Genomic DNA, 25,107 nt, shown 5'->3' on the forward strand with positions numbered 1-25,107 from the left:
TACAGAAATCTGTGCCTGGTACCGCCCGGAATTTGTCGAATGCATGAAGACAACGACTTTCGAACTATTTCCAATTAATTGGTGTCTAAATTTTCAAAATAAATTGACAGCGCTTCCATAAAGGACTACTTTAAATATAACGCGTAATACATAAACCGTGAAAAAAATCTCATATAAGGAGATGGGGAAATGGCTACTTACTCAGAGTGTGAAGGTTGGAATCCTAGTGAAATGAAAAAACATCAGCTAAAAGGATTACAGAACACCGTAAAGCGTGCATTTCAAAACGTCCCGTTTTACCGCGATTCATTCATGGAAGCTCATATCACCCCAGAAGAGATCAACACCTTAGACGATCTCCGCCGACTCCCATTCACGCAAAAACATCACCTTAGAGAAAACTATCCTTTTAATCTACTAGCAAGTCCGATGGAAGACATCATCCGAATTCATGCTTCTTCAGGCACAAGTGGTAAGCCGACCGTTGTCGCTTATACGAAGAACGATCTAGAGAGCTGGGGCGAAATCGTCGCTCGAGCAATCGCGTTAGCAGGCGGTCGAAAAGGCGATATTCTTCATAATGCTTATGGGTATGGACTCTTTACGGGTGGCCTCGGATTGCATGTCGGATCAGAAAAACTAGGCTGTGCGACCGTTCCCGTATCTGGTGGAAACACCGTAAAGCAGATCTCCCTCATACAGGACTTTAAACCGAGGATCATATGTTGTACGCCATCCTATTTATTAAGTATCGGAGAAGCAATGATCCAACAAGGAATCGACCCTGCTTCAACTTCGCTAGAAATCGCAATACTAGGGGCCGAACCCTGGTCAGAAGGGATGAGGAGTCAGATCGAGCGGATGTTCGACCTTAAAGCGACCGACATTTATGGTCTCAGTGAAGTGATCGGTCCAGGCGTTGCACAAGAATGCGTAGATTGTCAGGATGGTCTTCACATCGCTGATGACCACTTTCTCGTTGAAGTGATCGACCCTAATACGCTTGAGCCTGTTGAAGACGGACAAGACGGTGAGCTTGTGTTTACCAGCCTTACAAAAGAAGCGTTACCCACTATCCGTTACCGGACAGGAGATATCGCTTCGATAACCCGTGAGCCTTGTGAATGTGGTAGGAAGACGACGAGAATGAGCCGGGTAAAAGGCAGGATCGATGACATGCTGATCATCCGTGGGGTGAACGTGTTTCCTTCTGAAATCGAACGATTCATCTGCAACTTAGATGAACTGGTACCTCATTATCAAATCCACCTTCATAAGAAAGGCCCTATGGATCACGTGGAACTCCATGTGGAGGTATCAGAAGAATTTTATAAGTCTCTTAATGATCAAACCTTCAGCCATCCAGCTGCACAGGAGCTAACGTCAAGAATCGCGTTGATGGTGAAAACCGAAGCACTCGTCTCGATGGAAGTCTTCTTAAAAGAACCGTCCGCCCTTCCCCGCTCTGAAGGAAAAGCAAAGCGAGTCTTTGACCACCGCACCGCTACGGTGACAGGTACCACCCGGATTAGCTCGAAAGCTGTCGAACAGAACTAGGTACACAAAAAGACGTCTGCTCATAAAGCAGGCGTCTTTTGCAACACAGTCACTTCCTCCAAAAACTCGTATATTCCGCTTTATCCCGAATATTAAACGAGATCATCTTCTCAAGCAGCCCATAATTCACCGGTTTGTTCCACGGAATTCGCACGAGCTCTTTTGTGGCATCATATCCAGCTGCATCGATATCATCAGCGAAACGCTCCATCACGACCCGCTCTGGTGCGACCGACATGTGCTTCTTCGCCTTACTAAAAGCGATAATAAATGTGCCATGATCGGTATACATCGGTTGGTTCCATGCAATCCTTCGCTCTAAGTTTGGATACTTCTCCTCAACCCAATCGAACACTTCCTCCATTCGAGCGCGGTGCTCAGGCTCTTCGATTTTGCTAAGATAGTCTTCAAACGTTTCCACTCCATTCCCTCCTCTACTAAGCACAGTCCTAGCCTCTCAGCTGATTCTTAAAGAACAGAACTGTTTCCAATTCATCTTCACGGTTCTCAAACAGATCTAGCTGTTTTGCGACTGCTACCGCAAATTCTATGTACGCATTTCCTTCAGCGGTAATCAAGTTTTCACAAACCGTTACGTCCGCTTTGCTTTTGTTTGCAACCTCAAAGATCGTCGGAAACTCTTCTGTTTCAATTGAAGTCGAATACTCCCTTTCACCTAATACTGAACTCGCGGCGAGGAATGTTGAAGCTCCACATATCGCCGCGATCCACTTCTTTTTCTCATCAAAACTCTGGATAAGGTTCAAAAACTTCTCTTCCTCTAATAGTAGCTCTGGGTCACCACCCGGGATAACTAAAATATTATAGTCGTCTGGTGAACACTCGCTCACGGTCTTGCTCACACGTATATTGAACTTCCCGCTATTCGTCACTTCACGGTATAGAGCGGTGGTCTCGATATCGACGTCCGTTTCACTAAAAATATAGCTAAGCGTACTGATTTCCCATTCTACATAGCCGTCATACAGTAAAAATAATGCCTTCATCCCTTCAATCCTTTCTATTTCTTCTCTCATACCACTCTACGATTCTCGCCTCACCAATCATGTAGAGTAGCAGTCTTAACAATGCATAACAGGTTAAGAACCCAGTAACAATTGAAATGAATAGCATGACAGCAAACCCTTTTACTGCGCCAACGCCAAAGATAAACAGTCCACAAGCAGCAATTGCGGTCGTTATTTGTGCATCCCCAATCGTTATAAACGAACGGTTAGAGGCTTCCATCACGAGCGTTTCGAACGAAGCTCCCCTTCTCTTGATTTCCCGCAAACGCTCAAACGTTAGGATCGACGCATCGACCGCCATCCCGAGGCCAAGAATAAACGCTGCCAATCCTGTTAGCGTGAGCACACCTTCTAAGAATACAAAGATGGCGAACGTCAAATAGAGGTAGCATACCATGCAAAGAACCGAAATCATCCCCAGATAACGGTAATTCCAAACCATATACAAAAAGATCAATAGTATCGCGATTCCGCATGACAACATCGTATTGTTCAGTGCCTTCTCACCGAGCTGACTTCCAACTGAGCGCGAGTAAATCTCTTCGATCGGAGCAGGTAAGTCACCCGTACTAAGTACTTTCGCAAGTTTATTCGCCTCTTCGTTCGTAAAATCACTTGAGAGCGCTACCCCGTCGTAAGACCACGTCATCGACACAGGACCATCAAAAATAACGTTAGGGTGAGACGCGCTGTAAGATTCTCCTTTTACATAATCGAGCCAAAGGACAAGCGTCTCGCCCAGGTACTTCTCTGTAATGCGCTGCATATCTACATCTTCACGAAACTCGATGGTGACCTGAGGTGGTGCACCCCCTGGTACCTCTACGATTTTAATAGAAGAAAACTCTTCTGAAGATAAGATAAGATCGTTATCCGTATCCCGTATCGTGATGTTCCCTCCGATCGATAAGATATCACGCGCCTCGTTCTGATCCTGCACGCCAGGGAGCTGAACGCGAATGCGTTCTTCATCTTCGACTTGGATTATCGGTTCACTTATCCCTAATAGATTGATGCGATCTCGCATGATCGATGCGGTCTGCTTTACTAGTTTCTCTTTTTCAATGCCTCTTCCTTCATACGGGTCTTGAACTTCATAAAGAATTTCAAATCCACCTTGCAGATCGAGGCCAAGTTTCAGTTCTTCTGCGATCGGTTTCCAAGTAGCAAGAATGGATGAGAAGATCAGGACAATAGTAAGACACGTTGAGATCACCCAGCTTTTCTTCATTTAAATAGCCGCTCCATACTATCGTCCCTTAAAACTCCGCTCCATAAAAATAAAGCCTATGAAGCTAAGCAGGCGGACTTTATCTCTTTCAGATAGCCGATTTGAAACCTCAACGATATCATTGTCCATATCTTTAAAAATCTTTGTATACTCATGCGGAAATCGCCCATTGTAAAAATATGCCCACCGATGTCCATCCTCATCTTTTAAATGAAAATCTCCAGAGAACCCAGCAACTTTCACCGGTAAAATGACTGATCCATTCTCATCCTTTAATTCTCCGTTCAGATTAACCAAACTCTTAAACTCTTCTTGTTCATATGTACCGATCACCTGATCTTCATGATCATAAATCGTGACCTTTGTTTTCTTGAATCCTTCCCGCCTGAAAGAGAATACCTTTTTACCTTCGTTCGATAAAAAAGCGACCCGATGCGGAATGAGAGAAAGCATAGAAGACTGAAAAAGAGCGATGGGGTAAAGCCACCACTTAACATCGACCAACTGATACCTTCCAACAAAACTTCCATCTTTCTCAAACGAAAGAAGCCTAGGCATCATAGCAGCATCTTGTTTTAGAATAAGGTGATCACACGCGAGAAGGGATGAATGCGATTGAGGAAAATCAACTCCTTTCACCTCGTTATATTTCTTACGACTGATTAATGCGATGAAGGCGAGAAATAGAATCGGAAGCAGCAGCACGATCATTTCTGCCCACTCACCGTTTGTCTTTGGCAAATTAAAAGCAAGAAAAACACCGCTAAAAACGGTGACGACAATCAAACCTAAATACGCGTATTTTTCTCTACGCTTAAACATCTCTGCAATCAATAAAACACCTCCGGTCACAGCTTTCTGTTGATCAACACATACACGCTCGTTAAGAGAAGCACCTTCGCACTTCCAATCACAATCCCCTCATAAGGATAGTCTATAAAACTATGTAAAATGAAGATGAGACCTATCGGGAGAAGTAACCATCCTCCTACTACCATTCCTAGCAGCGACTTGTCCCTTATGTGTTTTTCGTTAAACCCTGAAGGTATGTTTGCTTCTTCACTCCGACCAAATTTGAAAAGAATAAAAAGCCTAATCCGATCACGAGCAGCTCCACTAAACCACCTCCAAAAGTAGCGCTACTACTATGTACGAATTTGAAAAGCATGAAGTTCCATTTTTTCTCATAAAGGCATTACCTACAAATAATAATATCCGCTATTCCAATCATGGAATAACCGCGGTCGGTTGTACTCTTTCGTATACCCGATTGCAGAAAGCGCGGCACCAGCTGTTTGTCCATAGCTTCCGATCGCGATCAGCTGCTGTCCTACCTTATCTTTTCCTTTCGTTATATACACGAGGCCAATCGCCTCGATCGCAACAGAGATCGATTGCACCCTCTGGCCTGCTGCAATCAGAGCCGCATAATCTGAATCTAGCAGACTAGAACTTTGAGCTTCGAAGCTCGCACCGATCGATTGGATGACGTCACCAAGAATATCAATGCTCAGTCCTTCCTCCACATCGTCATTGAGTACGATCGTTCCGCCGACTACGTTTGCAATATTCCCAGCAGCCTGAAACCAGTCTCCTACAATCCCGAGCGTTTCTTCTTCACTTTCCTGAATTTTCGTTTGACCGACCGCTTGGAGGGAATTTCCCGTCGCTTCGACTGCGTTACCTAGGATATAAAGTTCGCTGCTGACTCGTTCATCTTCTTCGCTTCTATCCATAGCAGCAATCGTGTTCCCGATCGCAGCCACCGCTGCCCCGATCGTTTGAATCCATGCTCCTGAGACGATTAATCCTTCGCCGTTCCCCTCCATTCTACACACGCTCCTCACCTTCTTTATCTTATTCTAGAAAAACGAACGCGTAACAGCTTTCCCCCATCTCATAAAAAAGGTGACAGACGCTGATGTCTGCCACCTTCTCCCTATTCCTCTAACAATCCATTTTCCACAAGCCAATCGTGCGCAACGATCGAAACAGGGTTTCCTTCAATATCCACTTTGTAGTTCAACTCACGCATGATATCGCTGTTTAATTCTTCAGCTAGTGGTGCAGTAATTTCCTCGATCTCTGGGTATTTTTCATAGATTTCTTTATTGATCGTTAGAGCTGCTCGGTACGGCGGGAAGAAGTTCTTATCATCTTCTAATGTAACCAAGCCGTATTTTACGATCGTTGGATCCGTTTCATAAGCAACCGAGAGATCAACCTGACCATTATCCAGCGCTCGTTGCGTTAATCCGATGTCCATCTGCTTGATTTGACTCGAATCAAATTCAAAGCCATACGTTTTTTCTACGCCAGGAATACCGTCCGGTCGGTTTGCGAACTCTGCATCTGAAGCGATCGAAAGCTCTCCTGGGTTCTCATTGATATACGCTGCGAGATCACTGATCGATTCGATTCCGAGTTTCTTTGCCTTCTCTTCTTTCATCGCAATCGCGTACGTATTGTTCACGTTAGACATGTTCATCCAGTCGATATCATTCTTCTTATCGAGTTCTTTTACTTTTTCGAACGCCTTAACTGGATCAGAGATCTTATCTTGTCCCATGTACGTGATCAGAGCTGTTCCGGTATATTCCCACATCAAATCAACCTGTTCGTTTTCGAGTGCTTTTCGAACAACCGAGCTTCCAAGGTTGTTCATCTGCTTCACATCAAACCCCTCTTTCTCCAAAAGAAACGTCGTCATTTCAGAAAGAAGGTACTGTTCAGTAAAGTTCTTACCCCCAACAGAAACTTGCTTCCCACCGATTCCGAGCGTGGAGCATGAGGTCAGCATCGAAATGATCGCGACGAGAAGGACGCCGCTCATAAATTTTCTCTTCATAAAAACACCTCCTGTCATTACCGTTACAATTCTTGCGGTGGACGAGACCCTTCTGGCACGATCCGTCGCTCGAGTAGACGCAGTAAGTAGTCAACAAAAATGGCGAGTAGCGTGACAGGGATCGCCCCTGATATTAAGTAGCCGTTATCGAAAAGTTGAATTCCAGTGAAGATCCAAACGCCAAGACCTCCGCCTCCAACAACATAGGCAAGGGCTGCCGTACCGATGTTCAATACGATCGCCGTTCGTACTCCAGCTAAAATCGAGTACGCAGCATTCGGAAGTTCGATTCTTAAAAGAATTTGAAGGGGCTTCATCCCCATCCCTCTCGCAGCGTCAATTAAATTCTCATCGATCGAGTCGATGCCAGCTACCGTATTTCGATACATCGGTAACAGTGAATAAACGAACAGGGCGAAAACCGCTGTCTGAAATCCGATACCAAGGATACTGATCATCAAAGCGAGTACAGCGAGACTCGGAATCGTCTGACCGAGGTTCACCGTATTCGAGACGATCCACTCAGCTCGTCGAAAGCTTTTCCTCGTAACAAGAATGCCAACAGGGATCGCTACGATCAAAGCGAGTCCAGAAGAGAGTAAGACAAGCTGCATATGCTGCTTCACAAGTAATAGAAACGTCGATGTTTCACTGAAAATATAGCCGAAATAATTGTTACTGATCGCGTAGAAAAAGAACAAAGCGACCAGTCCATAAACAGAATAGCGAACGATTTGACTAATAACCTTCTTCTTATTCATACCATCACCCTTTCTCTACCAGGGTCGGCTTCGCTTTGATTTCGAAGTGTAGATACTTCTGCACGATATCGATCGTAATCGCACCGAGCTTATCTCCTTCATCATCGACAACGATCACCTGATCGGCTTCCTGGTTTAATAGCATCGAGAGCGTATTACGTAGGTCATGGTTTACATTGATCGTGATCGTATCTGTGATGCCCTCATCAAACTCCGCAAGCCCGATGATGTCTTGCAGCTCACGGATGGTATGGAGGCTCAAGCTCTTGATCGCACGGTCCTTCCCAAAAAATTCTCGCACGAATTCACTCTTCGGTCGAACGAGCATTTCGGATGGCGTGTCGTACTGCATTAGCTCGCCTCCACGTAGTAGCACGATTTTATCCGCCATTCTGATCGCTTCATCGATATCATGACTAACGAACAGAATCGTTTTCTTCACTTCTTTTTGAATCTGTAGAAATTCATCTTGAATCTTTTCACGAATGATCGGATCGAGCGCACCGAACGGTTCATCCATGAGCATAACGGGAGGATCTGCAGCGAGCGCACGGATGACGCCGATTCGCTGCTGCTGACCACCAGAAAGTTCATGCGGGTAGCGCTTACCGAATTTCTCACTATCCATGCTGATCATGTTCATCAACTTTTTGAATCGTTCTTTCTTATCCTTTTTGCTCCATCCTAGAAGATCTGGAACGATCATGACGTTTTCTTCGATCGTCATGTTCGGAAACAATCCGTTACTTTGAATCACGTACCCGATCTTTCTTCGTAATTCGATCGAATCTAGTGACATCGAATCTTCCCCATCGATCATGATCTTCCCATCAGATATCGATTCCAGACGGTTTACCATCCGGAGCAGCGTCGTTTTCCCACACCCAGATGGTCCGAGCAACACAACAATTTCTCCTTTTTCAACTGTAAAATCCACACCTTTAACAGCAGTGACGCCGCCATCGTATGTTTTCGTCGTTTTATCGAAAGTTATCATCTCTGCACCTCACTCTTTAATTCGCAATGCTTTTTGGTGTGTACCTTTTTTGAATCCACATCAAGAATCCATCTGCGATCATTGCTAATATTGCTACTGCAACAGACCCAGTTATGATTAAGTAATTATCTCCACGCGTGATTCCCTGCGTGATCAGAACGCCGAGACCACCTGCACCGATATAAGCTGCGATTACACCGATTCCGATGTTGATTACGACTGCCGTTCGAATACCCGCCATAATGACTGGGAAAGCATTCGGTATTTCGACGCGAAACAGCCTCTGAATCGGTTTCATTCCAAGCCCGATCGCTGCATCCCTCATCTCGGGATCCACGTTACGGATTGCGGTATATGTATTCCGTATAATGGGTAGCTGCGCGTATAACACAAGCGCAACGAATGCTGGCACGAATCCAATACCAAGATTCACAATCGAAAAGATCGGAATCATGACGCCGAATAGCGCGATACTCGGTATGGTTAACATGACTGACGCGATTTGAAGGACCGTCTCAGCCAGATAATCATTCGTTGTTAAATAAATGCCAAGAGGAACTCCGATCAATAGTGCAACAAGGATCGCTGCTCCGACCAAGATGGCATGTTCTATCGTTAAATCAAAGATTCGCGGTGCATTAATCTCAAGAAACTTAAACCATTTATCCAATATAATCCCTCCTTAACCTTTAATTCCCTATAATTACAACAGGTACCATGTTAACATAATAACTGTAATTCGTCTTCTTTCCCAAGAATACGCTCTTTAGAGAACGTAAAAGAGCACATTCCTCAGCTTGGAATGTGCTTTCCTAATCAACTTGTTAAATCTCTTAATAACACGATCAAAAGAGAAGAGGTTACTCTTCTTCACCCTGACTCATGTCCCACTTTTGTCCGGACTTCCCCATGTAATAAAGGAAGCCTGCAGATGATAGGATCGTTAAAAGTGCAATGATGAATCCCACCGCACTCCCTCCTTTCATGCATTGTTTACCATAAATTTTACCACATTCTGGGATTAACATAAACTTCTTAAACTTTCGTCGCGTTCTCTCTATTAAAAACATCGACTCCTAATTCACCTAGGACGTCGATCGCTTCTTTTACAGGAAGATTATTGAGGTGAAACTCTTTCTCCATCACTTCCTTAACTTCTTCAGGCGTAGTTAGCATTACTTCTTCCACACGCTGGTCGTCATACTTGATCGACAGCTTGTTGTTGATGAGAGAAAGCGTCCGGTTTTGTTCTAACTGATAGTGGTGACAGCGCAAATGAGTAAGAAAGAAAGCACCTGGTTTATTGGATTGCTCAACCGTTTCAGTGAACTCTCCAAACTCCTTCCCTTCATCCGGCTTGAAGTCCCAGTCATCTTTCACAACCTTGCCATCTCGATAGCGTACGAAGCGATAAAAGCCTTCTTGGTTAGGGTCCGGAATAATTCTTATTTCCTCGATATCATATGCGGTGAGATTATCATGGTCTTTCTCAAAGTTAACCGGCTTGAAAAAAGGAGAGGCAGAACCAAAATCTGCATACCACCTTTCTCCATCGAGCTCGATGATAATGCCGATATGAGAAGACCCTAACTGTACGTGATAGCCTTTGAATCTTAACTCTTTTAATAGAGTCAATGCATGAGAGTTGTTTGTGTAACATGTGCCGCCATAATCGAACTGAAACATGTTTTCTACGTATACGTCGATCGGCGGAATATGAAAGCCATTCTTCTCAAAATCTCTCAAATACAGAAGCTTACTAATGTTTTCAAAGGGGACAGCGTTTAGGTGTGCTCGACACACTTTTTCAAGAAAAGATAATGTTGGCGGCTCCTGTTCGATCCCTAATCGCTCTAGATATCTCTGTGCCCAATACGGTAATGTCATCGTGTTCCTCCTCTCTGTCTTCTATCTTATTTCAAAAAGACTCATTGTTCAGCCTTCTAAAGGAGGAAATTCATCTTAGACTTTGTATCTAGACATTTCACTTTCCGAGCTCCCGCTTAGCGACCATTTTATTATCATCATGAACACCACTCATAAAATTGAAGAACGTAAACTTCTCCTTCATGTGTTCTCGTAATCCATCATCTTCATTTGGTAGTTGTTGAAGGTAGTGCTTCGTAAAGTCGAGGCGGCTCTCCATTTCACGCTTCTCTTCCGTTGTTCGACCGTGTCCTGGCACATGCAGCTTGATATCGTATCGAGAAAAAATCATCTCAGCTTTCTCGATCGTCCGAACATAATCGAGATAGCTCCCTGTTATGAAAGGAAATTCGACGTCTGATAAGTAATCACCCGAAAGAAAGATGCCATACGGTTCGACGACGGTGAAGATCCCATCGTCTGTGTGTCCCGGCGCTTTGTAAAACGTTAACGTGACGTCTCCCACTTCAAGCTTCTGTTCATCATGTGTTACGACCACATCGACTTCAGGATAAACATGCTCATACGAGCGTTCTAAATAACGCGCTTCATCAAACTCTCGGTTTTCTTGAACGATTTTCTCTTTATCTGGATACGTAGCGAACGTTTCAGAAGCGATTACAACCGCATTAGGAAAGGCACCCGCTCCAATGATATGGTCATAGTCGTTATGTGTGTAGATGATATAAAGTTGCTTGCTGCCGAGAATACTTTCAACGTATTTCTTAATCCCCTCTACCTCAACCGGTAGCCAGTTCGGATCCGTCATGATCACGGCATCATCTGTCTCGATCACTGCTGAGGTCGTCATATATAACGAACTTTGAAACACGGTTACATTCTTCTTCTGGAATTGAATCATACCTTCACGCTCCTATAACTAACATTTCTCTTTCCTATTCCACATTCCCTTCGACAAAAAACGGGTGGTACCTGTGAAAGATACCACCCTTTTCTTCATTACTTCGAACGATTCAATATATCCATTACACTTTCACCATCAAGCTCTTTATACGTCCCTACCCCTGGCTTGATGAACGTCTTTTCTACGATCGTTTCGAACTCACTGTCATCGATGTCATAATCACCTAACGTGCTCGGTGCTCCGATCGAGTTCCAGAACGCTCGAAGTTTGCGCGCTCCTTCACGTGCAACCTCTTCATCGCTCTTGCCTGATGGATCGACATCCAACACGTTAACCGCAAGCTGCTTCACACGAGATGGATCTTCTTCAAGCACATGCTCGAGCCAGTTTGGGAATAGGATCGCAAGTCCTCCACCGTGCGGGATATCGTACACGGCTGAAATCGCATGCTCGATGCGGTGTGTCGCCCAGTCCCCACCGTCAGTACCGTTCATCAGCGTACCATTAAATGCTGTCGTACTGATGTACATCATCGTTTCTCGATGCTCATACGAGTGAAGCTCGTTTACGAGCTTCGGCCCAGTTTCGATCGCAGTACGTAAAAGAGATTCGATGAACCCATCGATCATCGGCGTGTTCTCCGTTCGATGGAAGTAGTGCTCGAGTGCATGAGACATGCTGTCGACAATACCGTACACCGTCTGATTTTCTGGTACTGAGAATGTATTCTCTGGGTCTAGAATCGAAAACGTAGGATAAACAAGCACAGATCCCCAGCCGAGCTTATCTTTCGTTTCCCAGTTGGTGATTACTGATACGGAGTTCATTTCTGAACCTGTAGCGGCTAGCGTAAGTACCGTTCCGATTGGTAGTGCATCCTCAATCGGCGCTTTTTGCGTGATGAGCTCCCATACATCACCATCATACTTCGCACCGATTGCGATTGCCTTCGTGCAATCGATCACGCTACCTCCACCTACTGCTAAAAGAAAATCGATTCCTTCATTTTTACAGATCTCGACCCCTTTACGAACTGTGGTTAACCGCGGGTTTGGCTCTACGCCTGATAGCTCATGAATCTCTGCACCTACAGAATAGAGCTGCTCCATCACTTTATCGTAAACACCGTTTTTCTTAATGCTTCCGCCTCCGTATACGACGAGCACGTTCGATTGCTTTTTGATTTCAGATGATAGCTGCTCCATCTGACCTTTACCAAAATAAAGCTTTGTTGGATTGTATTGTAGAAATGTATTCATTGTTGCACCTCAGTTTTAAGTTTGATTACGTTAGTTAGTTTATCATATTGAAACAGAAAGGAGTCAGGCACGTGCCTGACTCCCTCTTTTGAATCCTTTCCAAGCTTCGTATGCGTTGATCCCAACCACCACAATCGCAGTGATGATGAGAGTACGTTCTAGATAACTTTCCGGTAATGGAAAATAAGTTGCGATCTTGGAATGAATAATGTTGTTATTAAAAATGATCAAGAGGAAGACGGTTGTCGAAAAGGCAAGTTGAAGCGTATTTAGAATCGCCATTCGCTTCGTCCAAACCCCAGCCACTAGCTTATACGCTGCGAGGAGAACCTCACCGATCAAAGCAGCTACGACAAGCGGCCAATATGAAAGCAACACATCGTTATTGAATAGAGGTGCGGCCATTTCTCCATTTTGGATTACACCGATCAGACTCGATGCATTGAAATAAAGTGCCGCAAGTACAGCCGTCCAAAAAAGATCCCAAAAGATCTCCATCTTCTTAACAGCTTTCTCAGTTAAATAACTCGGTGATTTTTTCAAGTCGTCAGGTGACCATTTCTTTATCGTTTCCTTTTTATGCTCTGTTCTTTCGAAAATCACAAACCCAAGCGTCACCCAGAAGAGGACCTGGAGCGTAACATCAAAGAAGACAGCGAACGCATTTCCTATCGCCATCCAGAAGATCTCGATTACCGAGATGACTCCGGAATGCTCGATGAAATCCACGGTTAATAACGAAAGAAAAGAGATGAGGAGGACGATTGGCAGAAGAATTTTCAGTAGCGAAACGTACGACTCAAAATACTTCGGCCCAATAAGATGCATGGGCCAATTTTTATAACCGTTCGCCAACATAAACGGACTTCCAAGTTCACGTAATGCAGCCTTCTCCTCTTCTTCACTGTAATCTTCAGGCAGCGTATCATAGATCGTTGACCTTAGTTCTAGGGCGATATCTTCCCGCTCCTTTTCTGGCAGCCTTCTCGTCACTTCTCCAATATACGCTTCAATCAACTTCACGTGATTCGTCTCCTTTCAGAAGGGAGTGAAGTTCCGCAGAAGTCTTCTCCCACTCTTCCTTTAATTGGCCATAAATTTCTGTTCCAAATTCACTCAGTACATAATACTTTCTTGGTCTCTTCTCCGTCGTATCCCAACTGCTCGTGACAAGCTCTTGCTTTTCTAGCCTTCGTAGAAGTGGATATAACGTGCTTTGTTCGATCGTGACCCCTGACTTTTCAAGAGACTGAACGAGTGAATACCCATACTGCGGAGATCTCAACTGACTGAGCACAGCAAGGGTTAATGTCCCCCTTCTAAGCTCGGTTACTAAAGAATTCAACAACGTCATACCATCACTGCTTTCTATTACTGTATGTCGTACACTATCTATACTATGTATCATACAGTAATGTGTGAGAAACAGCAATAAAAAAAAGAAAGGATCAGGCACGCGCCTGACCCCTTACGATGATTGTTTCGTCTGATTGTTTGTCTGATTGCTCTTCGACTCTTCCTGGTCTCCTAATGAAGAATGCTAACAGCAGTGCGACACCCGCTATAAATGTTGCGACGAAGAAAGCAAAGTTAATCCCTTCAAGCATCGCTTTCATCATGATCTGCTGCTCACTAACTCCCGATACAGCTAGCTCTGAAGCTGTTGATTCGGTTCGAGTCGACATCACCGTAACGAGTAGTGCTGTACCGATCGCACCAGAAACCTGATTCAACGTGTTGTTCATCGCTGTGCCGTGCGGATAGAACTTCGCTGGCAGCTGATTCAGCCCATTCGTTGAGACAGGCATCATCACCATCGACATTCCAAACATTCGTACGGCATGAAGAATCATTAAATACGTGTAGGTCGTTTCGAACGATAGCGTGCTAAATAAGTAAGTAGTCGCTACCGTAATCGTTAGACCGGTCATCGCTAGGATGCGACCACCGTATTTATCAAAAAGTTTACCGGTTATCGGTGACATGAGTGCCATCACGAGCGCACCTGGTAACATCATGAGGCCAGCATCAAACGGCGAGATACCACGAATGGTCTGAACATAAATCGGCAATAGCAGCATGCCGGAAAACAGTGCCATATTGATCACCATCGTAATCGAAGACGATAAGGCGAACATTGGATATTTAAAAATCGTAAAGTTCAGCATCGGTCGTTCTAGTTTCGACTGTCTGACGATAAAGGTAACGAGTGAAATCACGCCTACTGCAAGTGTGACCGTCACGTGCGGGCTTTCCCAGCCTTTGCTGCCTGCAGAACTGAATCCATATAGAATGCCTCCGAAACCTGCACTCGATAGAACGAGTGACAGAAGATCGAGCTTTAACGTTACTTTCTCTTTTTTATCCTTTAATAAGAAGAAACCTAACAGTAACACACTGATTGCGATCGGAGTGACGAAGTGAAACAGCATTCTCCAGTCGTAATGTTCGATGATCCACCCTGATAGCGTTGGGCCGATTGCTGGTGCTGCCATCAAGATTAAGCCGAAAACCCCCATCGCTGCGCCGCGCTTTTCTATCGGAAAGCTAACAAGCATTACGTTCATCAGTAGCGGCATCATGATTGCTGATCCTGACGCTTGCAGCATTCTTCCTCCTAACAGAACAGGAAATACATCTGCCATCCCAGCAATAATCGTTCCAATTGAGAACAATCCCATCGCTACTAGAAACAAGCGTCGTACAGAAAATTTTTCAATTAAAAAAGCTGTGGCAGGAATCAGGATTCCATTCACGAGCATAAATCCAGTCGTCAGCCACTGAACGGTAGCTGTACCGATTTGTAAATCCGCCATAATGGACGGAAGTGCGATATTCAAAAGTGTATTATTTAAAAATGCAATGAACGCTCCGACGATGAGTACAGCAAGAACGCCATACTGTGGACGAGGTGTTTCATTAACTGCTGCATTCATGTTGATCCTCTCCTATACTACCAGTTCATTTTTTATACTACAAGTTCACTACAACTATTTTATACCATCGGTTCATTTTAATCAACACCTTTGTATCTCCTTCTACAAAGGCATTTGTTCTTTATCAGAAAATGATGTATTATCAAATTTATACAGGTAGTACATTAATACACAGGGTGATGATACAGTGAACGATCGAAAACAACAGGTAATCATTAAATCTCATGAACTTTTCATCGACAGAGGCTTTCACGCAACGTCGATTCAAGATATTCTCGACTATACAGGTATTTCAAAAGGAACGTTCTATAACTACTTTTCATCAAAGAACGAGCTTTTGATCGCGCTCTTCAAAACGTTATTGAATGAAATGGAGGCAAAGCGCGATCGCTTATTAACTGGAAAAGATTCTGCAAATATCGAAGTTTTTAAGAAGCAGATCGAAACACAAATGAACACGAATCGAAAGAACCGCCTTCTCACGCTTTTTGAAGAAGTTGTTCTATCACCAGATGAAGAGATTAAAGAGTACATCAAGGAAAGTCAGGCGAGGATGCTGCAGTGGGTTTATCATCGTTTTGAGGACTTGTTCAGCGTGGATGCTAAACCTTACTTACTTGATTGTGCGATTATGTTTCTAGGCATTCTTCATCACAACACAAAATATTACGCGCGTACCCACGGTTCTACCGTGAACATTCAGCTCGTCGTGAACTACACGGTTAACCGAATTGAGAGAATCGTGAAAGAAGTAACTGAGAGCGGTGAACAGTTGATTGAACCAGATGATCTCAAAAACTGGCTTCCTGATGCAGAGCTTAAAGACCAATCTCGGAAAGAGTTACTGAACGACGCGATCCTTTGTATGAAGAAGAAGCTAAAATCTTCAGATGATTATGCGCAGTACAGTGAGCTTCTTGAATTTATTAGAGACGAATTCACGCAGTCGAAAGACCCTCGTCATCACTTGATGAAGAGCGCCCTCACAACACTTCAATCTTCTATTCCCTCCTCTGTTTCTCGCGACCTTGAGAAAGTAGAAAAGATTATTATAGGGAGTCAGGCACGCGCCTAACTTCCTTTTACTATTTAATGTTTGCACTTCTCCATTTTCTTCAGTAACATGAGAAGGAATGATGCAATCTTTTGACGAATGCACGCTCATTTTGTCTTCTATTGAATGATATACCACTGTACATCTAGACCTAAGGTTAAATCAGATACGAGATCGAGAAGGTTTGAGAGGAGAAAATGATATGCAACGGAATATAGAGCTCCATGATTTTCTGTTAAGTAAAGCAGAGCAGCTAAACGAAGAATGGTACCAATCACTTGATAAATCAGATCCAGAGGGCGTTTACTCATCAAATGATCCGAAGGTGATCGAGAACCTTAAAGCTCAGAACATGGCGTTTCATCACCATCTTTGCAAAATATTTGTGATGGAAAAAGAACAGTTTTTCAAAGAATTCGATGAATGGATCATGGAGATTGCTACGGATGCAGAGCACATTAAAACCCCTACCCATTTGATTATGAGGGAGTTTTTAAGGGTTCGTGAGCAGTACCTTACGTACATACAAGAATTTATCAACCAGCAAGACTACCCGATTCCACAAGAAAAGATCGATCTTTGGAAAACGGTGATCTATGACTCGTTTGATATCGTCATGATGCGTGTGTTTGAAGGAAAGGCGGAGCATCTCAACAAGAGAATTGAAGAGCAGCAGAAAACGATCAACGATCTAAGCTCTCCATTGATTTCTCTACAAAAAGGACATGCACTTCTACCAATTATCGGCGACATCGACGATGAACGCGCTTCAGCCATCATCGATAACACGCTGACAGGCTGTATTGAAAAAGGCGTCAATCATTTGTTCTTAGATCTGTCAGGCGTCTACATGGTCGACACGATGGTCGCTCAACAAATCTTCCAATTGCTCACAGGTCTCAAGCTCATCGGTGTATCAACTACACTTTCAGGTATTCGCCCTGAGATCGCTCAAACCGCCGTACAGCTCGGTATCGACTTCGGATCAGTGAACATCACATCGAACCTTGCTCAGGCAATGACAAATAGTACAGAGATGGAAAATGAAGAATAATATTAGGCTGTAGAGAACATCTCTACAGCCTTTCTTGTTACGTTCCACTTTCAACTTTTGCTAGTCCCATCGCAAAATGTTCCCATAAGATCTTCTCTACTTTTTCACTAATGGAAGGCTCACACTCTACGATCAAAATCAAATCCGCTTGTTTCCCCCTCACTCTTTTCTTCCCCTTCTCTGTTTGCCAAAAGATGATTAACCTGATGATAACGCCTAATACGAAACCTGCCCCCGCTCCGATTAGGCCCCAATAGATCGGTCCCCATGCTAACTCAAATCCGATGCTTGCAGTAATGACGGAAAATGCAGTAGCTAACGGTAAGCCAATGTCGATAAGGGATATACCATCAGAGCTGTGAAGTGTATCAAAAAGCTTTTTCGTTTCTGCTCGTTTGTCAAGCGGCACTGCGTATATTTTTTCACTTGGGATGCCCTGCTTTTCAAGGTTTGTAATTGCAATTTCAAGGTAGGAATGATTTTCGAACGTGGAGAATAGTTGCACACGCTTCATGACATCTTCGTTCCTTTCTTAATAATGAAACTTGGAGACTGATACGTATTTAGGAGATATCTCCTTTGTTCTTTTTTATAAAGCTTATTATTTTCAACGGTATTTATATATGCATCGAAAATCGCAAAGCCATAAAGAGAAGGAAGCATCAACAGCCAATCAGGCTTTATTACTGAAGTCGCTTTACTCGTTTCACCTAAGAAAAGTAAGGAGACAGCCTCAAGAGCTTGTGAATAGTAGAAAAACGTTACCCCCCATACAACAATAAAAAAGGCTGTGAAAATGCGGTGTATATACAACTGCCCTAGGCCAGGCATTAAGAAAGACCATAATGCAGCCATGATTGGACTCCGTTTATCCAAATAGTTCACCTCAAACGCACCCATACTAAATGTATTGATTCGATGATCCTCCATATCAGCTAAAATATACACTTTATTCATATCTACGGTCGTTCGGTAAGTATCCCATATCGCAAAAAGGTAGACTGGTATGTAGATAAGTAACCACCTTGTATCCAATACTTCCTTCGCCTGCTGTATTTCACCTTGAAATGAATAAATCATAGCGGTATTGACATGAGCATTCATATTTACGATAACTTCCCAAGCAAATAACATGAACCCTCGTATATATTTTGAAAGCAGCAAATGACCAAACCCGGGAAACGCTGCTGACCACCATGCCATTACATACGGATTCCGCAAATGAAGTTGTGTGGTTCCCCACGTACTCACATGTGCCCTATAGCGCCTTGCTGTATTGTCGTTCGAATAACTGTCCATGTTTTAAACACCTTCTACTTATCAGTCATTCTTTATTTTACTTATATTAGAAAATACTATCCATTTCATAAAAAAAAAACGCCAGCACCGAAGCACTGGCAGTTTTCCTTAAATCTGAGCAAGTTTAGGACTTGAACCGTACTTGTTTTCATCCTCACTATCGAGTACTAGGAAAACGATCAAAATGATCGAACCAATGATCGGGATGAGTGAAATCAGTACCCACCAACCACTTTTACCGGTATCATGCAAGCGTCTAACGGTGACGGCTAACGATGGCAGGAAAACGGCGAGTGTATAGATAGAAGTGAGCGCAACCCCCATATCCGCTGCAGTTTGAATCCATGAAAGAAGAACACAAATGATGACGTGAACAAGAAAAAACATCCAATACTCTTTCCGTCGAGCTCTTCCTTTAAAATTCACATAATCCTTTAGCACCTTCAAATACCAGCTCATCGCGATTCCTCCTCTGTCTCACATTGATGATTTGCAAGCTACAACTAAATGTATATTCGGACAGAGAGGAATGTACGACTTTTTTGTGCTAACAATAGACCGGATTATTTGAGTAGTGACTGATACACCGTCCCATCCTTTCCATTTGTTTCTGAAGCCTCGAAAGCGATACGGGGACTTCTAGCTTTAAACCACTATGAAAATGGACCATCGACGAATTCTTAGTTAGTGATGTCATGTTCCTCACATGGTGATAGAAGATCCAGGAACACTCAAGATTATCAGGGGATTCAGTAGGAAAGGCGCATATTCCGTTTGAGGTAGAGATGACGATTGGCGTTTGGTGCTCATATTTCAGATGATATACCATCGCTTTTCGTCGTCCTTCATATGTAGATCCCCCTTCAAGGCAAGCATCTCGAATCAAATCGATCTGAGTTCGTTTCGATAAATAAACGCCTGATCGATCGTAGATTCTCGTTTCGTTCACAAGTTCTTTTGCCGGTAGCAACGCTTCCGTTGTACGGCTGATTTCGTACTCTAAAACCATTTCTTCGCATAAAATTGTCATTCTCTTTTTATCCCCTTCAGTATATTGTTCAGGAACACCCATTTCAGTTCCACTTATGGTTAAGAAGCGGTATACTTATGAAAGTTGGTTTCTTAAACCAGCGACGCCTCTGAATGTACTCTTACCAGGAACTGCATTCAGAGGTCTCTTATGTACCAGTCCATCCTCCTATCGACATCAAAAATTGCACACTTCAAAACCCTCATGCGAACACGAGGACTGCCAACTCCTTTTTCAATTTCTGGAATATTTTCACACCTCCTAATCCGATTATAATGAACTATCTGAAATTTAGGAATACTTTTTAGGTAGATTTTACCTATTTTATTTTCAGTGTAAAATAAAACAGCTGATAACCGTTCAAAGGTTACCAACATTAAGACTTTCTCTCGATTCATGAATGATTTCTTGGTACACGGCATTCCATTTCGGATAGTAGGCACTTACTTTTTCCGGGGAGATGAAGCGCCTTTCACTTGATTCATACTCACCGCCAAAAGGATGAACGTCCGTGATTTCCATGCTGTAGAACACTTGATAACCTACTTTAGGATAGCGGCTCGACTCATTCCACTGTTCATTTTCACTGTGATCAACGACGATGGAGCCGAGCAGCGTACAGTTTCCAGACACATACCCCTCTTCAAAAGCTTCTCGTCGAAAACATGTCTCAGCTGTTTCTCCCTCTTCAATGTGCCCGCCCGGGAAATCCCATCCTCTATCATTCAGATTCACAAGAAGAAGCTCACCATCCTTAAAACAAAAGCCGTGTACGCTCGTAATGAGCTCACGTTCGGGAAGCTCACTGCCCGGTCTCCACGTTAACGTTAGACGTGACTCTCCCCATGTTACGACCGTAGATGTTAACACCTCATCACCATCCTCTTATCTCGAATCCCGCTTCCCTATCCCAACCGCTAATCCAATGAAAATATACGCATACGAAAGAATGATCATCTCAAGAAATCCAATTCCGAAGAGCATCGGTCCTTCATTATGGCCATCGGTGTAATAACCACCACCAATCATATACATGCCAACAAGAAGATAAATCATTACAGAAATCGAGATGAGAATCTTCCCAGAAAGCGCGAACCGGTATTTCATCACGACCGTCGAAAATACAACAAGGTAACCGATTCCTAACAAAAGCAACAAAATAGGAATATACATTGGCTCATATACATCATTCATACTGTTTCTTCACTCCATCCAAGTTTGGCAATTCCCACTTTATTATTCCAAACTTATCCAACTAGAGCAACAGAATAATAGATTATCGCACATCACACTTGAAAAACAGGATTTTTAAGAGACGGTGTGTAATTGTAAGAATGCAGGAAAGTATTTTCTTTTGATAATCCATAACCGATTCGAGGAGGAACACATGTTACAACACATTGAATCCACTGAGTTACGAAATCATTTGCGAAAGTCTTATAGAGACGTAAGAGAGATGACGATGAAACTCGTTCAACCACTCGAAACAGAAGATTATGTGATCCAGTCGCACCCTGATGTCAGCCCTCCTAAGTGGCATATGGCACATACGACATGGTTTTTTGAAACATTTATTTTAAAAGACTACCGTGAAAACTACGTTTCCTTTCATGAGGAGTTTGAGTATTTGTTCAACTCCTACTACGAAAGCGTCGGCAGCTTCTTTCCGAGACATTCAAGAGGACTATTAAGTCGACCAGGCGTTGAAAAGGTAAAGCAGTATCGGTCTGATATCGATTCCGAGATTTCTCTTTTGATCGAAGAACTCGACGAAAAGAAATTACGTGAAGTAGCGAATTTAATTGAAATCGGACTGCATCATGAGCAGCAGCATCAGGAACTTCTTATGACGGATGTTAAATACAATTTCTCGATCAATCCGTTAAAGCCAGTTTACCTTGAACTCGAAACGACCACAAAAGACGTAGCACCTCCGCTCGAATGGGCACGTTTTGAAGGTGGACTCTTTGAGATCGGAATCGATGAAGGAGAGCGTTTTTCGTTCGATAACGAACGGCCAGTACATAAGGTTTGGCTAAACCCGTTTGAACTAGCGACAAGAACGGTTACGAACGGAGAGTTCCTTGCTTTTATAGAAGACGGCGGGTATGAACGAGCTGAATTCTGGCTGTCAGACGGCTGGGCAACGGTGAAGAATCAACAATGGAAGGCACCGCTTCATTGGGAAGAGCGAAATGGAGAATGGTACACGTTCACACTGCATGGCTTCGTTCCCCTTAACAAAGAAGATCCCGTCACACACGTCAGCTACTATGAAGCAGAAGCATTCGCAAGCTGGGCAGGGAAACGTCTTCCAACTGAAGCGGAATGGGAGGTTGCCGTCCGAGATCAACCGATTTCAGGAAACTTTGTTGAAGACGGTATCTATCATCCTGTCGCTTCTATCAAAGACGACGAAGGCCAGATCAAAAAAGCGTTCGGCGACGTGTGGGAGTGGACGAAAAGTCCATACATGGCGTACCCAGGGAACAAGCCTCTAGATGGCGCGCTCGGTGAATACAACGCAAAGTTCATGAGCAGTCAGATGGTCTTACGCGGCGGGTCTTGCGTTACGTCTGCGTCTCATATACGACCAACGTACCGAAACTTCTTCGGACCTGACAAACGCTGGCAGTTTACAGGTATTCGCCTTGCAGGAGACGAGTCATGATTAAGGCCGGCCTCACAATCATCGACCAGCTCACTACACAGCCCGATCGTTTTCATGAAGCTCTTGAAGGCTTAACAGCACAAAAGAAAACCCTGCATCCTAAGTTTCTCTATGACCAGACGGGATCAGAGTTGTTCGAGGAGATCACGAAACTCGAAGAATATTATCCGACTCGAACAGAACTCTCAATTATGGAAGAATCGCTCGATGAGATGATGTGTCTCATCGGAAGGGGACAATCATCGAGTTTGGTAGCGGCGCAAGTCGAAAGATCCGTCTGTTGCTCGAGTCTGGTATGATTTCTGAATACGTACCGATTGACATCGCAAAATCGTTCCTTAAGGAATCTTCAGAGCAGCTTGCTTCTGATTATCCTAACGTCGACATTACCGGAATCGTGGCCGACTATACCGGAGAGCTGAAGCTCCCTAAAGAAATCCTTGATCCTTCAAAGAAAAAAACCGTCTTCTTTCCAGGTTCGACGATCGGAAACTTTGAGAAAAAAGAAGCGGAAAGCTTTCTATCAACTATCGCGAATCTACTATTGCCAGGAGATGGGTTATTGATCGGAGTCGATACAAAGAAAGATCCTTCCGTTCTCCATGATGCTTATAATGATAGAAAAGGTGTGACATCACGTTTTAACCTCAATATGCTTGAACACGTAAACCGGGAGCTCGACGCCGATTTTAACCTCGATACGTTTAAACACTATGCGTATTACAACGCGCCGATGGGACGGGTCGAGATGCATCTCGTCAGCATGATCGAGCAGATCATTACGATTGGAGACGAAACGATTTCTTTCAAAGAGCATGAGACGATTCATACCGAGAACTCCTATAAATATAGCATCGATGAGTTTAAGAAACTCGCATTGCGTTCAGGGTTCCTGTCTGAAGCGATCTGGACAGATGACGATCAATTGTTCAGCATCCACTATCTTAAGGTTGAATAACTTCTCAATCTAGTAAAAGAGAGCGAATCACATCGATTCGCTCTCTTTTCTCTATAACATAAATCGTTCCTTTATCATTCGTGCAACTTCTTCTGGTTTCAGGTTTTCATTATTGATCCGTAGATAGTGTTGCTGATCGATCTCACCTTCAAACGAATTTAACCTGTTTGTTTTCAACGTTTCAAGCAGGTTATGCTCAGACTGTTCGATGTTTCTTTTCGTAGGCTTTTGTTCAAGACGATACGGAGTACGGTTACGTTTTAACCGCTCGTCAACATTCGCTTCTAATTCTACGAAGTAGAGCTCTGCGCCTTCTGAGGTAAAAAACCCACACATCTTCTCCACGCTATCCCAATCCTTCTTCTCATCGAAGGCCCATACGTATGTAAAGATCATGCCATATTGCTCGCTGCGCGCGAACGTTTTAAATATCTCTTCGCGAAACAATGAGGAGAGTTGCCACATTTCTGAACTGAACCCAAATAGCGGCGCGAGTGGATCGATGGTCATGTGATTATGAAAAAGCTTCAGTCCCGTTTGTTTTGCTAACTCAGCACCGACCGTCATTTTCCCAACGGCCTGCGGTCCGAATATCAAGACAAATTTCATGCGCCTCCTCCCTTCTTTCTTACATACGTTTCAATGTAATGACGGTACTCATTCGTTAAACCATCTGGGAGATTCTCTACGTAAAAATAGCGCATGTCTAAGGACTCCGACTCATCCATCGTGATCGTACCCTTAACATCCCTCGTTACATAAACCGCGGTGACCGAATACAGTTCATCACCGTTTGAAACCTTGAGGTAATAATCCGATCCCGAAAAGACATCCACGAGCTGCAGACTCCCTACCGTTAATCCGGTCTCTTCTTTCACTTCTCTTCTTGCAGTATCTTCAAGACTCTCACCGAGTTCCATGATGCCACCAGGCAGTCCCCATCCTCCATCTGTTCGATGCTGAAGCAGCAGTTCATCCTTATCATTCAGGATAATCACAACAGACCCAGGTAAGATGAGCGGTCTATGACCTACAAGCTCTCTTAATTCTTTTACATAATCCAATGATTCACCTCCTTCCGCGACTCCATTCCTTATTCAAGATCGCATACAAATATTCGCTTCCCCACTCACCTTTAAACCAGATGTTTTGAACAAAGTGACCTTCTCTTCTCATTCCGAGGTTTTCTAATAACCTTACCGACCCTTCATTTTTCACATCCGTAACAGCGAATGCGCGGTGCTTCTTAAGGTCTACAAATAAATAGTCTAAAAGCGTTGTTAACGCTTCGTAAGCATACCCTTTTCCTTGAAACTTGCGTGCTAGTGTAAATCCGATCTCAACCTGACGTGGATCTTCTGCTAAAGGATGCACAACGCAATCTCCGATCAAATCATTCGTTTCCATGAGCTCGAATGCAATTTGATAATACTCACCGGGTGCATCAAAACGAGCATTCGCCATCTCTTCAAAGAACGCGATGCCATCTTCTTTCGTATAATCGTCCCACGATTGATATCGCGCGACGTCAGGATCAGCGCGGTACGCGACGAACTCATCGAGATCGGACTCTTTGAACGGTCTTAATGCCAATCGTGCACTTTGGATCGGACTAAATTCTTTCATACTCTCA

The 25,107-nt window shown here is 43.7% G+C and carries 28 protein-coding genes and 1 pseudogene; 5 read left to right on the forward strand and 24 right to left on the reverse strand.

The window, feature by feature from the left end; translation table 11 throughout:
* Positions 1–189: 189 nt before the first annotated feature.
* Positions 190–1,557 (forward strand): AMP-binding protein, encoded by a 1,368-nt coding sequence (locus ACXAEY_RS14420; protein ID WP_474812777.1) that lies wholly within the window; start codon positions 190–192, stop codon positions 1,555–1,557.
* A gap of 49 nt (positions 1,558–1,606) precedes the next feature.
* Here the strand turns inward: ACXAEY_RS14420 and ACXAEY_RS14425 are convergent, their stop codons facing one another.
* From ACXAEY_RS14425 to ACXAEY_RS14495, 15 genes are all read right to left on the reverse strand, one after another.
* Positions 1,607–1,978 (reverse strand): iron chaperone, encoded by a 372-nt coding sequence (locus ACXAEY_RS14425; RefSeq protein WP_270181346.1) that lies wholly within the window; start codon positions 1,976–1,978, stop codon positions 1,607–1,609.
* Positions 1,979–2,006: 28 nt separating this feature from the next.
* Complete coding sequence (locus ACXAEY_RS14430) at positions 2,007–2,564, reverse strand: DJ-1/PfpI family protein (protein WP_474812779.1); 558 nt, start codon at positions 2,562–2,564, stop codon at positions 2,007–2,009.
* A gap of 4 nt (positions 2,565–2,568) precedes the next feature.
* Entirely contained in the window at positions 2,569–3,816 is a 1,248-nt protein-coding gene (locus ACXAEY_RS14435; protein WP_474812781.1) for a SecD/SecF family protein translocase subunit, read from the reverse strand.
* Positions 3,817–3,834: 18 nt separating this feature from the next.
* Positions 3,835–4,650 (reverse strand): hypothetical protein, encoded by an 816-nt coding sequence (locus tag ACXAEY_RS14440; RefSeq protein ID WP_474812783.1) that lies wholly within the window; start codon positions 4,648–4,650, stop codon positions 3,835–3,837.
* A gap of 365 nt (positions 4,651–5,015) precedes the next feature.
* The gene (locus ACXAEY_RS14445) at positions 5,016–5,645 is read right to left on the reverse strand and encodes a DUF6944 family repetitive protein (protein WP_474812785.1); all 630 of its coding nucleotides are present in this window, start codon (positions 5,643–5,645) and stop codon (positions 5,016–5,018) included.
* Positions 5,646–5,755: 110 nt separating this feature from the next.
* Positions 5,756–6,664 (reverse strand): glycine betaine ABC transporter substrate-binding protein, encoded by a 909-nt coding sequence (locus ACXAEY_RS14450; RefSeq protein ID WP_474812787.1) that lies wholly within the window; start codon positions 6,662–6,664, stop codon positions 5,756–5,758.
* A gap of 23 nt (positions 6,665–6,687) precedes the next feature.
* On the reverse strand, positions 6,688–7,425 hold the full coding sequence (locus tag ACXAEY_RS14455; protein WP_270181340.1) for an ABC transporter permease: 738 nt from the start codon (positions 7,423–7,425) through the stop codon (positions 6,688–6,690).
* Positions 7,426–7,429: 4 nt separating this feature from the next.
* Positions 7,430–8,422: an ABC transporter ATP-binding protein gene (locus tag ACXAEY_RS14460; RefSeq protein ID WP_474812789.1), complete on the reverse strand. Its 993-nt coding sequence runs from the start codon at positions 8,420–8,422 to the stop codon at positions 7,430–7,432.
* 16 nt (positions 8,423–8,438) lie between these two features.
* Positions 8,439–9,092, reverse strand: coding sequence for an ABC transporter permease (locus ACXAEY_RS14465; protein WP_474812791.1), 654 nt, complete (start codon positions 9,090–9,092; stop codon positions 8,439–8,441).
* Positions 9,093–9,457: 365 nt separating this feature from the next.
* The gene (locus ACXAEY_RS14470; protein WP_474812793.1) at positions 9,458–10,309 is read right to left on the reverse strand and encodes an arylamine N-acetyltransferase; all 852 of its coding nucleotides are present in this window, start codon (positions 10,307–10,309) and stop codon (positions 9,458–9,460) included.
* Between the two features lie 97 nt (positions 10,310–10,406).
* A complete protein-coding gene (locus ACXAEY_RS14475; RefSeq protein ID WP_474812795.1) occupies positions 10,407–11,210 on the reverse strand; it encodes an MBL fold metallo-hydrolase in 804 nt (267 codons plus the stop codon).
* Between the two features lie 98 nt (positions 11,211–11,308).
* Positions 11,309–12,472 (reverse strand): iron-containing alcohol dehydrogenase, encoded by a 1,164-nt coding sequence (locus ACXAEY_RS14480; RefSeq protein ID WP_474812796.1) that lies wholly within the window; start codon positions 12,470–12,472, stop codon positions 11,309–11,311.
* A gap of 63 nt (positions 12,473–12,535) precedes the next feature.
* Positions 12,536–13,495, reverse strand: a complete 960-nt coding sequence (locus ACXAEY_RS14485) for an HAAS signaling domain-containing protein (protein WP_474812797.1) — start codon at positions 13,493–13,495, stop codon at positions 12,536–12,538.
* Positions 13,482–13,826: a PadR family transcriptional regulator gene (locus ACXAEY_RS14490; protein ID WP_270181332.1), complete on the reverse strand. Its 345-nt coding sequence runs from the start codon at positions 13,824–13,826 to the stop codon at positions 13,482–13,484. Before ACXAEY_RS14490 ends, ACXAEY_RS14485 begins: the two co-directional genes overlap by 14 nt.
* Positions 13,827–13,920: 94 nt before the next feature.
* Entirely contained in the window at positions 13,921–15,408 is a 1,488-nt protein-coding gene (locus ACXAEY_RS14495; RefSeq protein WP_270181331.1) for a DHA2 family efflux MFS transporter permease subunit, read from the reverse strand.
* Between the two features lie 187 nt (positions 15,409–15,595).
* On the opposite strand from ACXAEY_RS14495, the gene ACXAEY_RS14500 reads away from it, so the two are divergent.
* Both ACXAEY_RS14500 and ACXAEY_RS14505 read left to right on the forward strand, forming a co-directional pair.
* A complete protein-coding gene (locus ACXAEY_RS14500; protein ID WP_474812798.1) occupies positions 15,596–16,483 on the forward strand; it encodes a TetR/AcrR family transcriptional regulator in 888 nt (295 codons plus the stop codon).
* Positions 16,484–16,664: 181 nt separating this feature from the next.
* Positions 16,665–17,516 carry an STAS domain-containing protein gene (locus ACXAEY_RS14505; protein WP_474812799.1) on the forward strand — a complete coding sequence of 284 codons (852 nt, stop codon included), beginning with the start codon at positions 16,665–16,667 and terminating at the stop codon, positions 17,514–17,516.
* A gap of 37 nt (positions 17,517–17,553) precedes the next feature.
* Here the strand turns inward: ACXAEY_RS14505 and ACXAEY_RS14510 are convergent, their stop codons facing one another.
* The 6 genes from ACXAEY_RS14510 to ACXAEY_RS14535 form a co-directional block, all read right to left on the reverse strand.
* Complete coding sequence (locus tag ACXAEY_RS14510) at positions 17,554–18,030, reverse strand: hypothetical protein (protein ID WP_474812800.1); 477 nt, start codon at positions 18,028–18,030, stop codon at positions 17,554–17,556.
* Positions 18,027–18,815 carry a hypothetical protein gene (locus tag ACXAEY_RS14515; protein ID WP_474812801.1) on the reverse strand — a complete coding sequence of 263 codons (789 nt, stop codon included), beginning with the start codon at positions 18,813–18,815 and terminating at the stop codon, positions 18,027–18,029. The genes ACXAEY_RS14510 and ACXAEY_RS14515 overlap by 4 nt, the downstream gene beginning before the upstream one ends.
* Before the next feature lie 108 nt (positions 18,816–18,923).
* Complete coding sequence (locus ACXAEY_RS14520) at positions 18,924–19,274, reverse strand: DUF805 domain-containing protein (RefSeq protein WP_474812803.1); 351 nt, start codon at positions 19,272–19,274, stop codon at positions 18,924–18,926.
* An 88-nt stretch (positions 19,275–19,362) separates the two neighbouring features.
* Positions 19,363–19,845, reverse strand: coding sequence for a competence protein ComK (locus ACXAEY_RS14525; protein WP_270181325.1), 483 nt, complete (start codon positions 19,843–19,845; stop codon positions 19,363–19,365).
* Positions 19,846–20,205: 360 nt separating this feature from the next.
* Positions 20,206–20,715, reverse strand: coding sequence for an NUDIX hydrolase (locus ACXAEY_RS14530; RefSeq protein ID WP_474812805.1), 510 nt, complete (start codon positions 20,713–20,715; stop codon positions 20,206–20,208).
* A gap of 15 nt (positions 20,716–20,730) precedes the next feature.
* Positions 20,731–21,039 (reverse strand): hypothetical protein, encoded by a 309-nt coding sequence (locus tag ACXAEY_RS14535; RefSeq protein ID WP_474812806.1) that lies wholly within the window; start codon positions 21,037–21,039, stop codon positions 20,731–20,733.
* 193 nt (positions 21,040–21,232) lie between these two features.
* Here ACXAEY_RS14535 and egtB point away from each other — a divergent pair, with 193 nt between their 5' ends.
* Complete coding sequence (gene egtB, locus ACXAEY_RS14540) at positions 21,233–22,516, forward strand: ergothioneine biosynthesis protein EgtB (RefSeq protein WP_474812808.1); 1,284 nt, start codon at positions 21,233–21,235, stop codon at positions 22,514–22,516.
* Positions 22,513–23,474: pseudogene (gene egtD, locus ACXAEY_RS14545) on the forward strand (L-histidine N(alpha)-methyltransferase). Before egtB ends, egtD begins: the two are co-directional and overlap by 4 nt.
* A 51-nt stretch (positions 23,475–23,525) precedes the next feature.
* Here egtD and ACXAEY_RS14550 read toward each other — a convergent pair.
* From ACXAEY_RS14550 to ACXAEY_RS14560, 3 genes are read right to left on the reverse strand one after another with little or no spacing between them, the layout of a single operon-like run.
* Positions 23,526–24,083 (reverse strand): DEAD/DEAH box helicase family protein, encoded by a 558-nt coding sequence (locus ACXAEY_RS14550; protein ID WP_474812810.1) that lies wholly within the window; start codon positions 24,081–24,083, stop codon positions 23,526–23,528.
* Positions 24,080–24,538 carry an NUDIX hydrolase gene (locus ACXAEY_RS14555; RefSeq protein ID WP_474812812.1) on the reverse strand — a complete coding sequence of 153 codons (459 nt, stop codon included), beginning with the start codon at positions 24,536–24,538 and terminating at the stop codon, positions 24,080–24,082. Before ACXAEY_RS14555 ends, ACXAEY_RS14550 begins: the two co-directional genes overlap by 4 nt.
* A gap of 4 nt (positions 24,539–24,542) precedes the next feature.
* Positions 24,543–25,100 (reverse strand): GNAT family N-acetyltransferase, encoded by a 558-nt coding sequence (locus ACXAEY_RS14560; protein WP_474812814.1) that lies wholly within the window; start codon positions 25,098–25,100, stop codon positions 24,543–24,545.
* Positions 25,101–25,107: the final 7 nt, after the last annotated feature.

The organism is Anaerobacillus sp. ABA4_114, assembly GCF_056159065.1.

What these genes read in the sequence shown, in the direction of transcription:
- ACXAEY_RS14420 (WP_474812777.1), top strand. Translation starts at nt 190, where the DNA reads ATGGCTACTTACTCAGAGTGTGAAGGTTGGAATCCTAGTGAAATGAAA.
- ACXAEY_RS14430 (WP_474812779.1), bottom strand. Translation starts at nt 2,564, where the DNA reads ATGAAGGCATTATTTTTACTGTATGACGGCTATGTAGAATGGGAAATC.
- ACXAEY_RS14435 (WP_474812781.1), bottom strand. Translation starts at nt 3,816, where the DNA reads ATGAAGAAAAGCTGGGTGATCTCAACGTGTCTTACTATTGTCCTGATC.
- ACXAEY_RS14445 (WP_474812785.1), bottom strand. Translation starts at nt 5,645, where the DNA reads ATGGAGGGGAACGGCGAAGGATTAATCGTCTCAGGAGCATGGATTCAA.
- ACXAEY_RS14450 (WP_474812787.1), bottom strand. Translation starts at nt 6,664, where the DNA reads ATGAAGAGAAAATTTATGAGCGGCGTCCTTCTCGTCGCGATCATTTCG.
- ACXAEY_RS14455 (WP_270181340.1), bottom strand. Translation starts at nt 7,425, where the DNA reads ATGAATAAGAAGAAGGTTATTAGTCAAATCGTTCGCTATTCTGTTTAT.
- ACXAEY_RS14460 (WP_474812789.1), bottom strand. Translation starts at nt 8,422, where the DNA reads ATGATAACTTTCGATAAAACGACGAAAACATACGATGGCGGCGTCACT.
- ACXAEY_RS14470 (WP_474812793.1), bottom strand. Translation starts at nt 10,309, where the DNA reads ATGACATTACCGTATTGGGCACAGAGATATCTAGAGCGATTAGGGATC.
- ACXAEY_RS14475 (WP_474812795.1), bottom strand. Translation starts at nt 11,210, where the DNA reads ATGATTCAATTCCAGAAGAAGAATGTAACCGTGTTTCAAAGTTCGTTA.
- ACXAEY_RS14480 (WP_474812796.1), bottom strand. Translation starts at nt 12,472, where the DNA reads ATGAATACATTTCTACAATACAATCCAACAAAGCTTTATTTTGGTAAA.
- ACXAEY_RS14490 (WP_270181332.1), bottom strand. Translation starts at nt 13,826, where the DNA reads ATGACGTTGTTGAATTCTTTAGTAACCGAGCTTAGAAGGGGGACATTA.
- ACXAEY_RS14495 (WP_270181331.1), bottom strand. Translation starts at nt 15,408, where the DNA reads ATGAATGCAGCAGTTAATGAAACACCTCGTCCACAGTATGGCGTTCTT.
- ACXAEY_RS14505 (WP_474812799.1), top strand. Translation starts at nt 16,665, where the DNA reads ATGCAACGGAATATAGAGCTCCATGATTTTCTGTTAAGTAAAGCAGAG.
- ACXAEY_RS14510 (WP_474812800.1), bottom strand. Translation starts at nt 18,030, where the DNA reads ATGAAGCGTGTGCAACTATTCTCCACGTTCGAAAATCATTCCTACCTT.
- ACXAEY_RS14515 (WP_474812801.1), bottom strand. Translation starts at nt 18,815, where the DNA reads ATGGACAGTTATTCGAACGACAATACAGCAAGGCGCTATAGGGCACAT.
- ACXAEY_RS14520 (WP_474812803.1), bottom strand. Translation starts at nt 19,274, where the DNA reads ATGAGCTGGTATTTGAAGGTGCTAAAGGATTATGTGAATTTTAAAGGA.
- ACXAEY_RS14525 (WP_270181325.1), bottom strand. Translation starts at nt 19,845, where the DNA reads ATGACAATTTTATGCGAAGAAATGGTTTTAGAGTACGAAATCAGCCGT.
- ACXAEY_RS14535 (WP_474812806.1), bottom strand. Translation starts at nt 21,039, where the DNA reads ATGAATGATGTATATGAGCCAATGTATATTCCTATTTTGTTGCTTTTG.
- egtB (WP_474812808.1), top strand. Translation starts at nt 21,233, where the DNA reads ATGTTACAACACATTGAATCCACTGAGTTACGAAATCATTTGCGAAAG.
- ACXAEY_RS14550 (WP_474812810.1), bottom strand. Translation starts at nt 24,083, where the DNA reads ATGAAATTTGTCTTGATATTCGGACCGCAGGCCGTTGGGAAAATGACG.
- ACXAEY_RS14560 (WP_474812814.1), bottom strand. Translation starts at nt 25,100, where the DNA reads ATGAAAGAATTTAGTCCGATCCAAAGTGCACGATTGGCATTAAGACCG.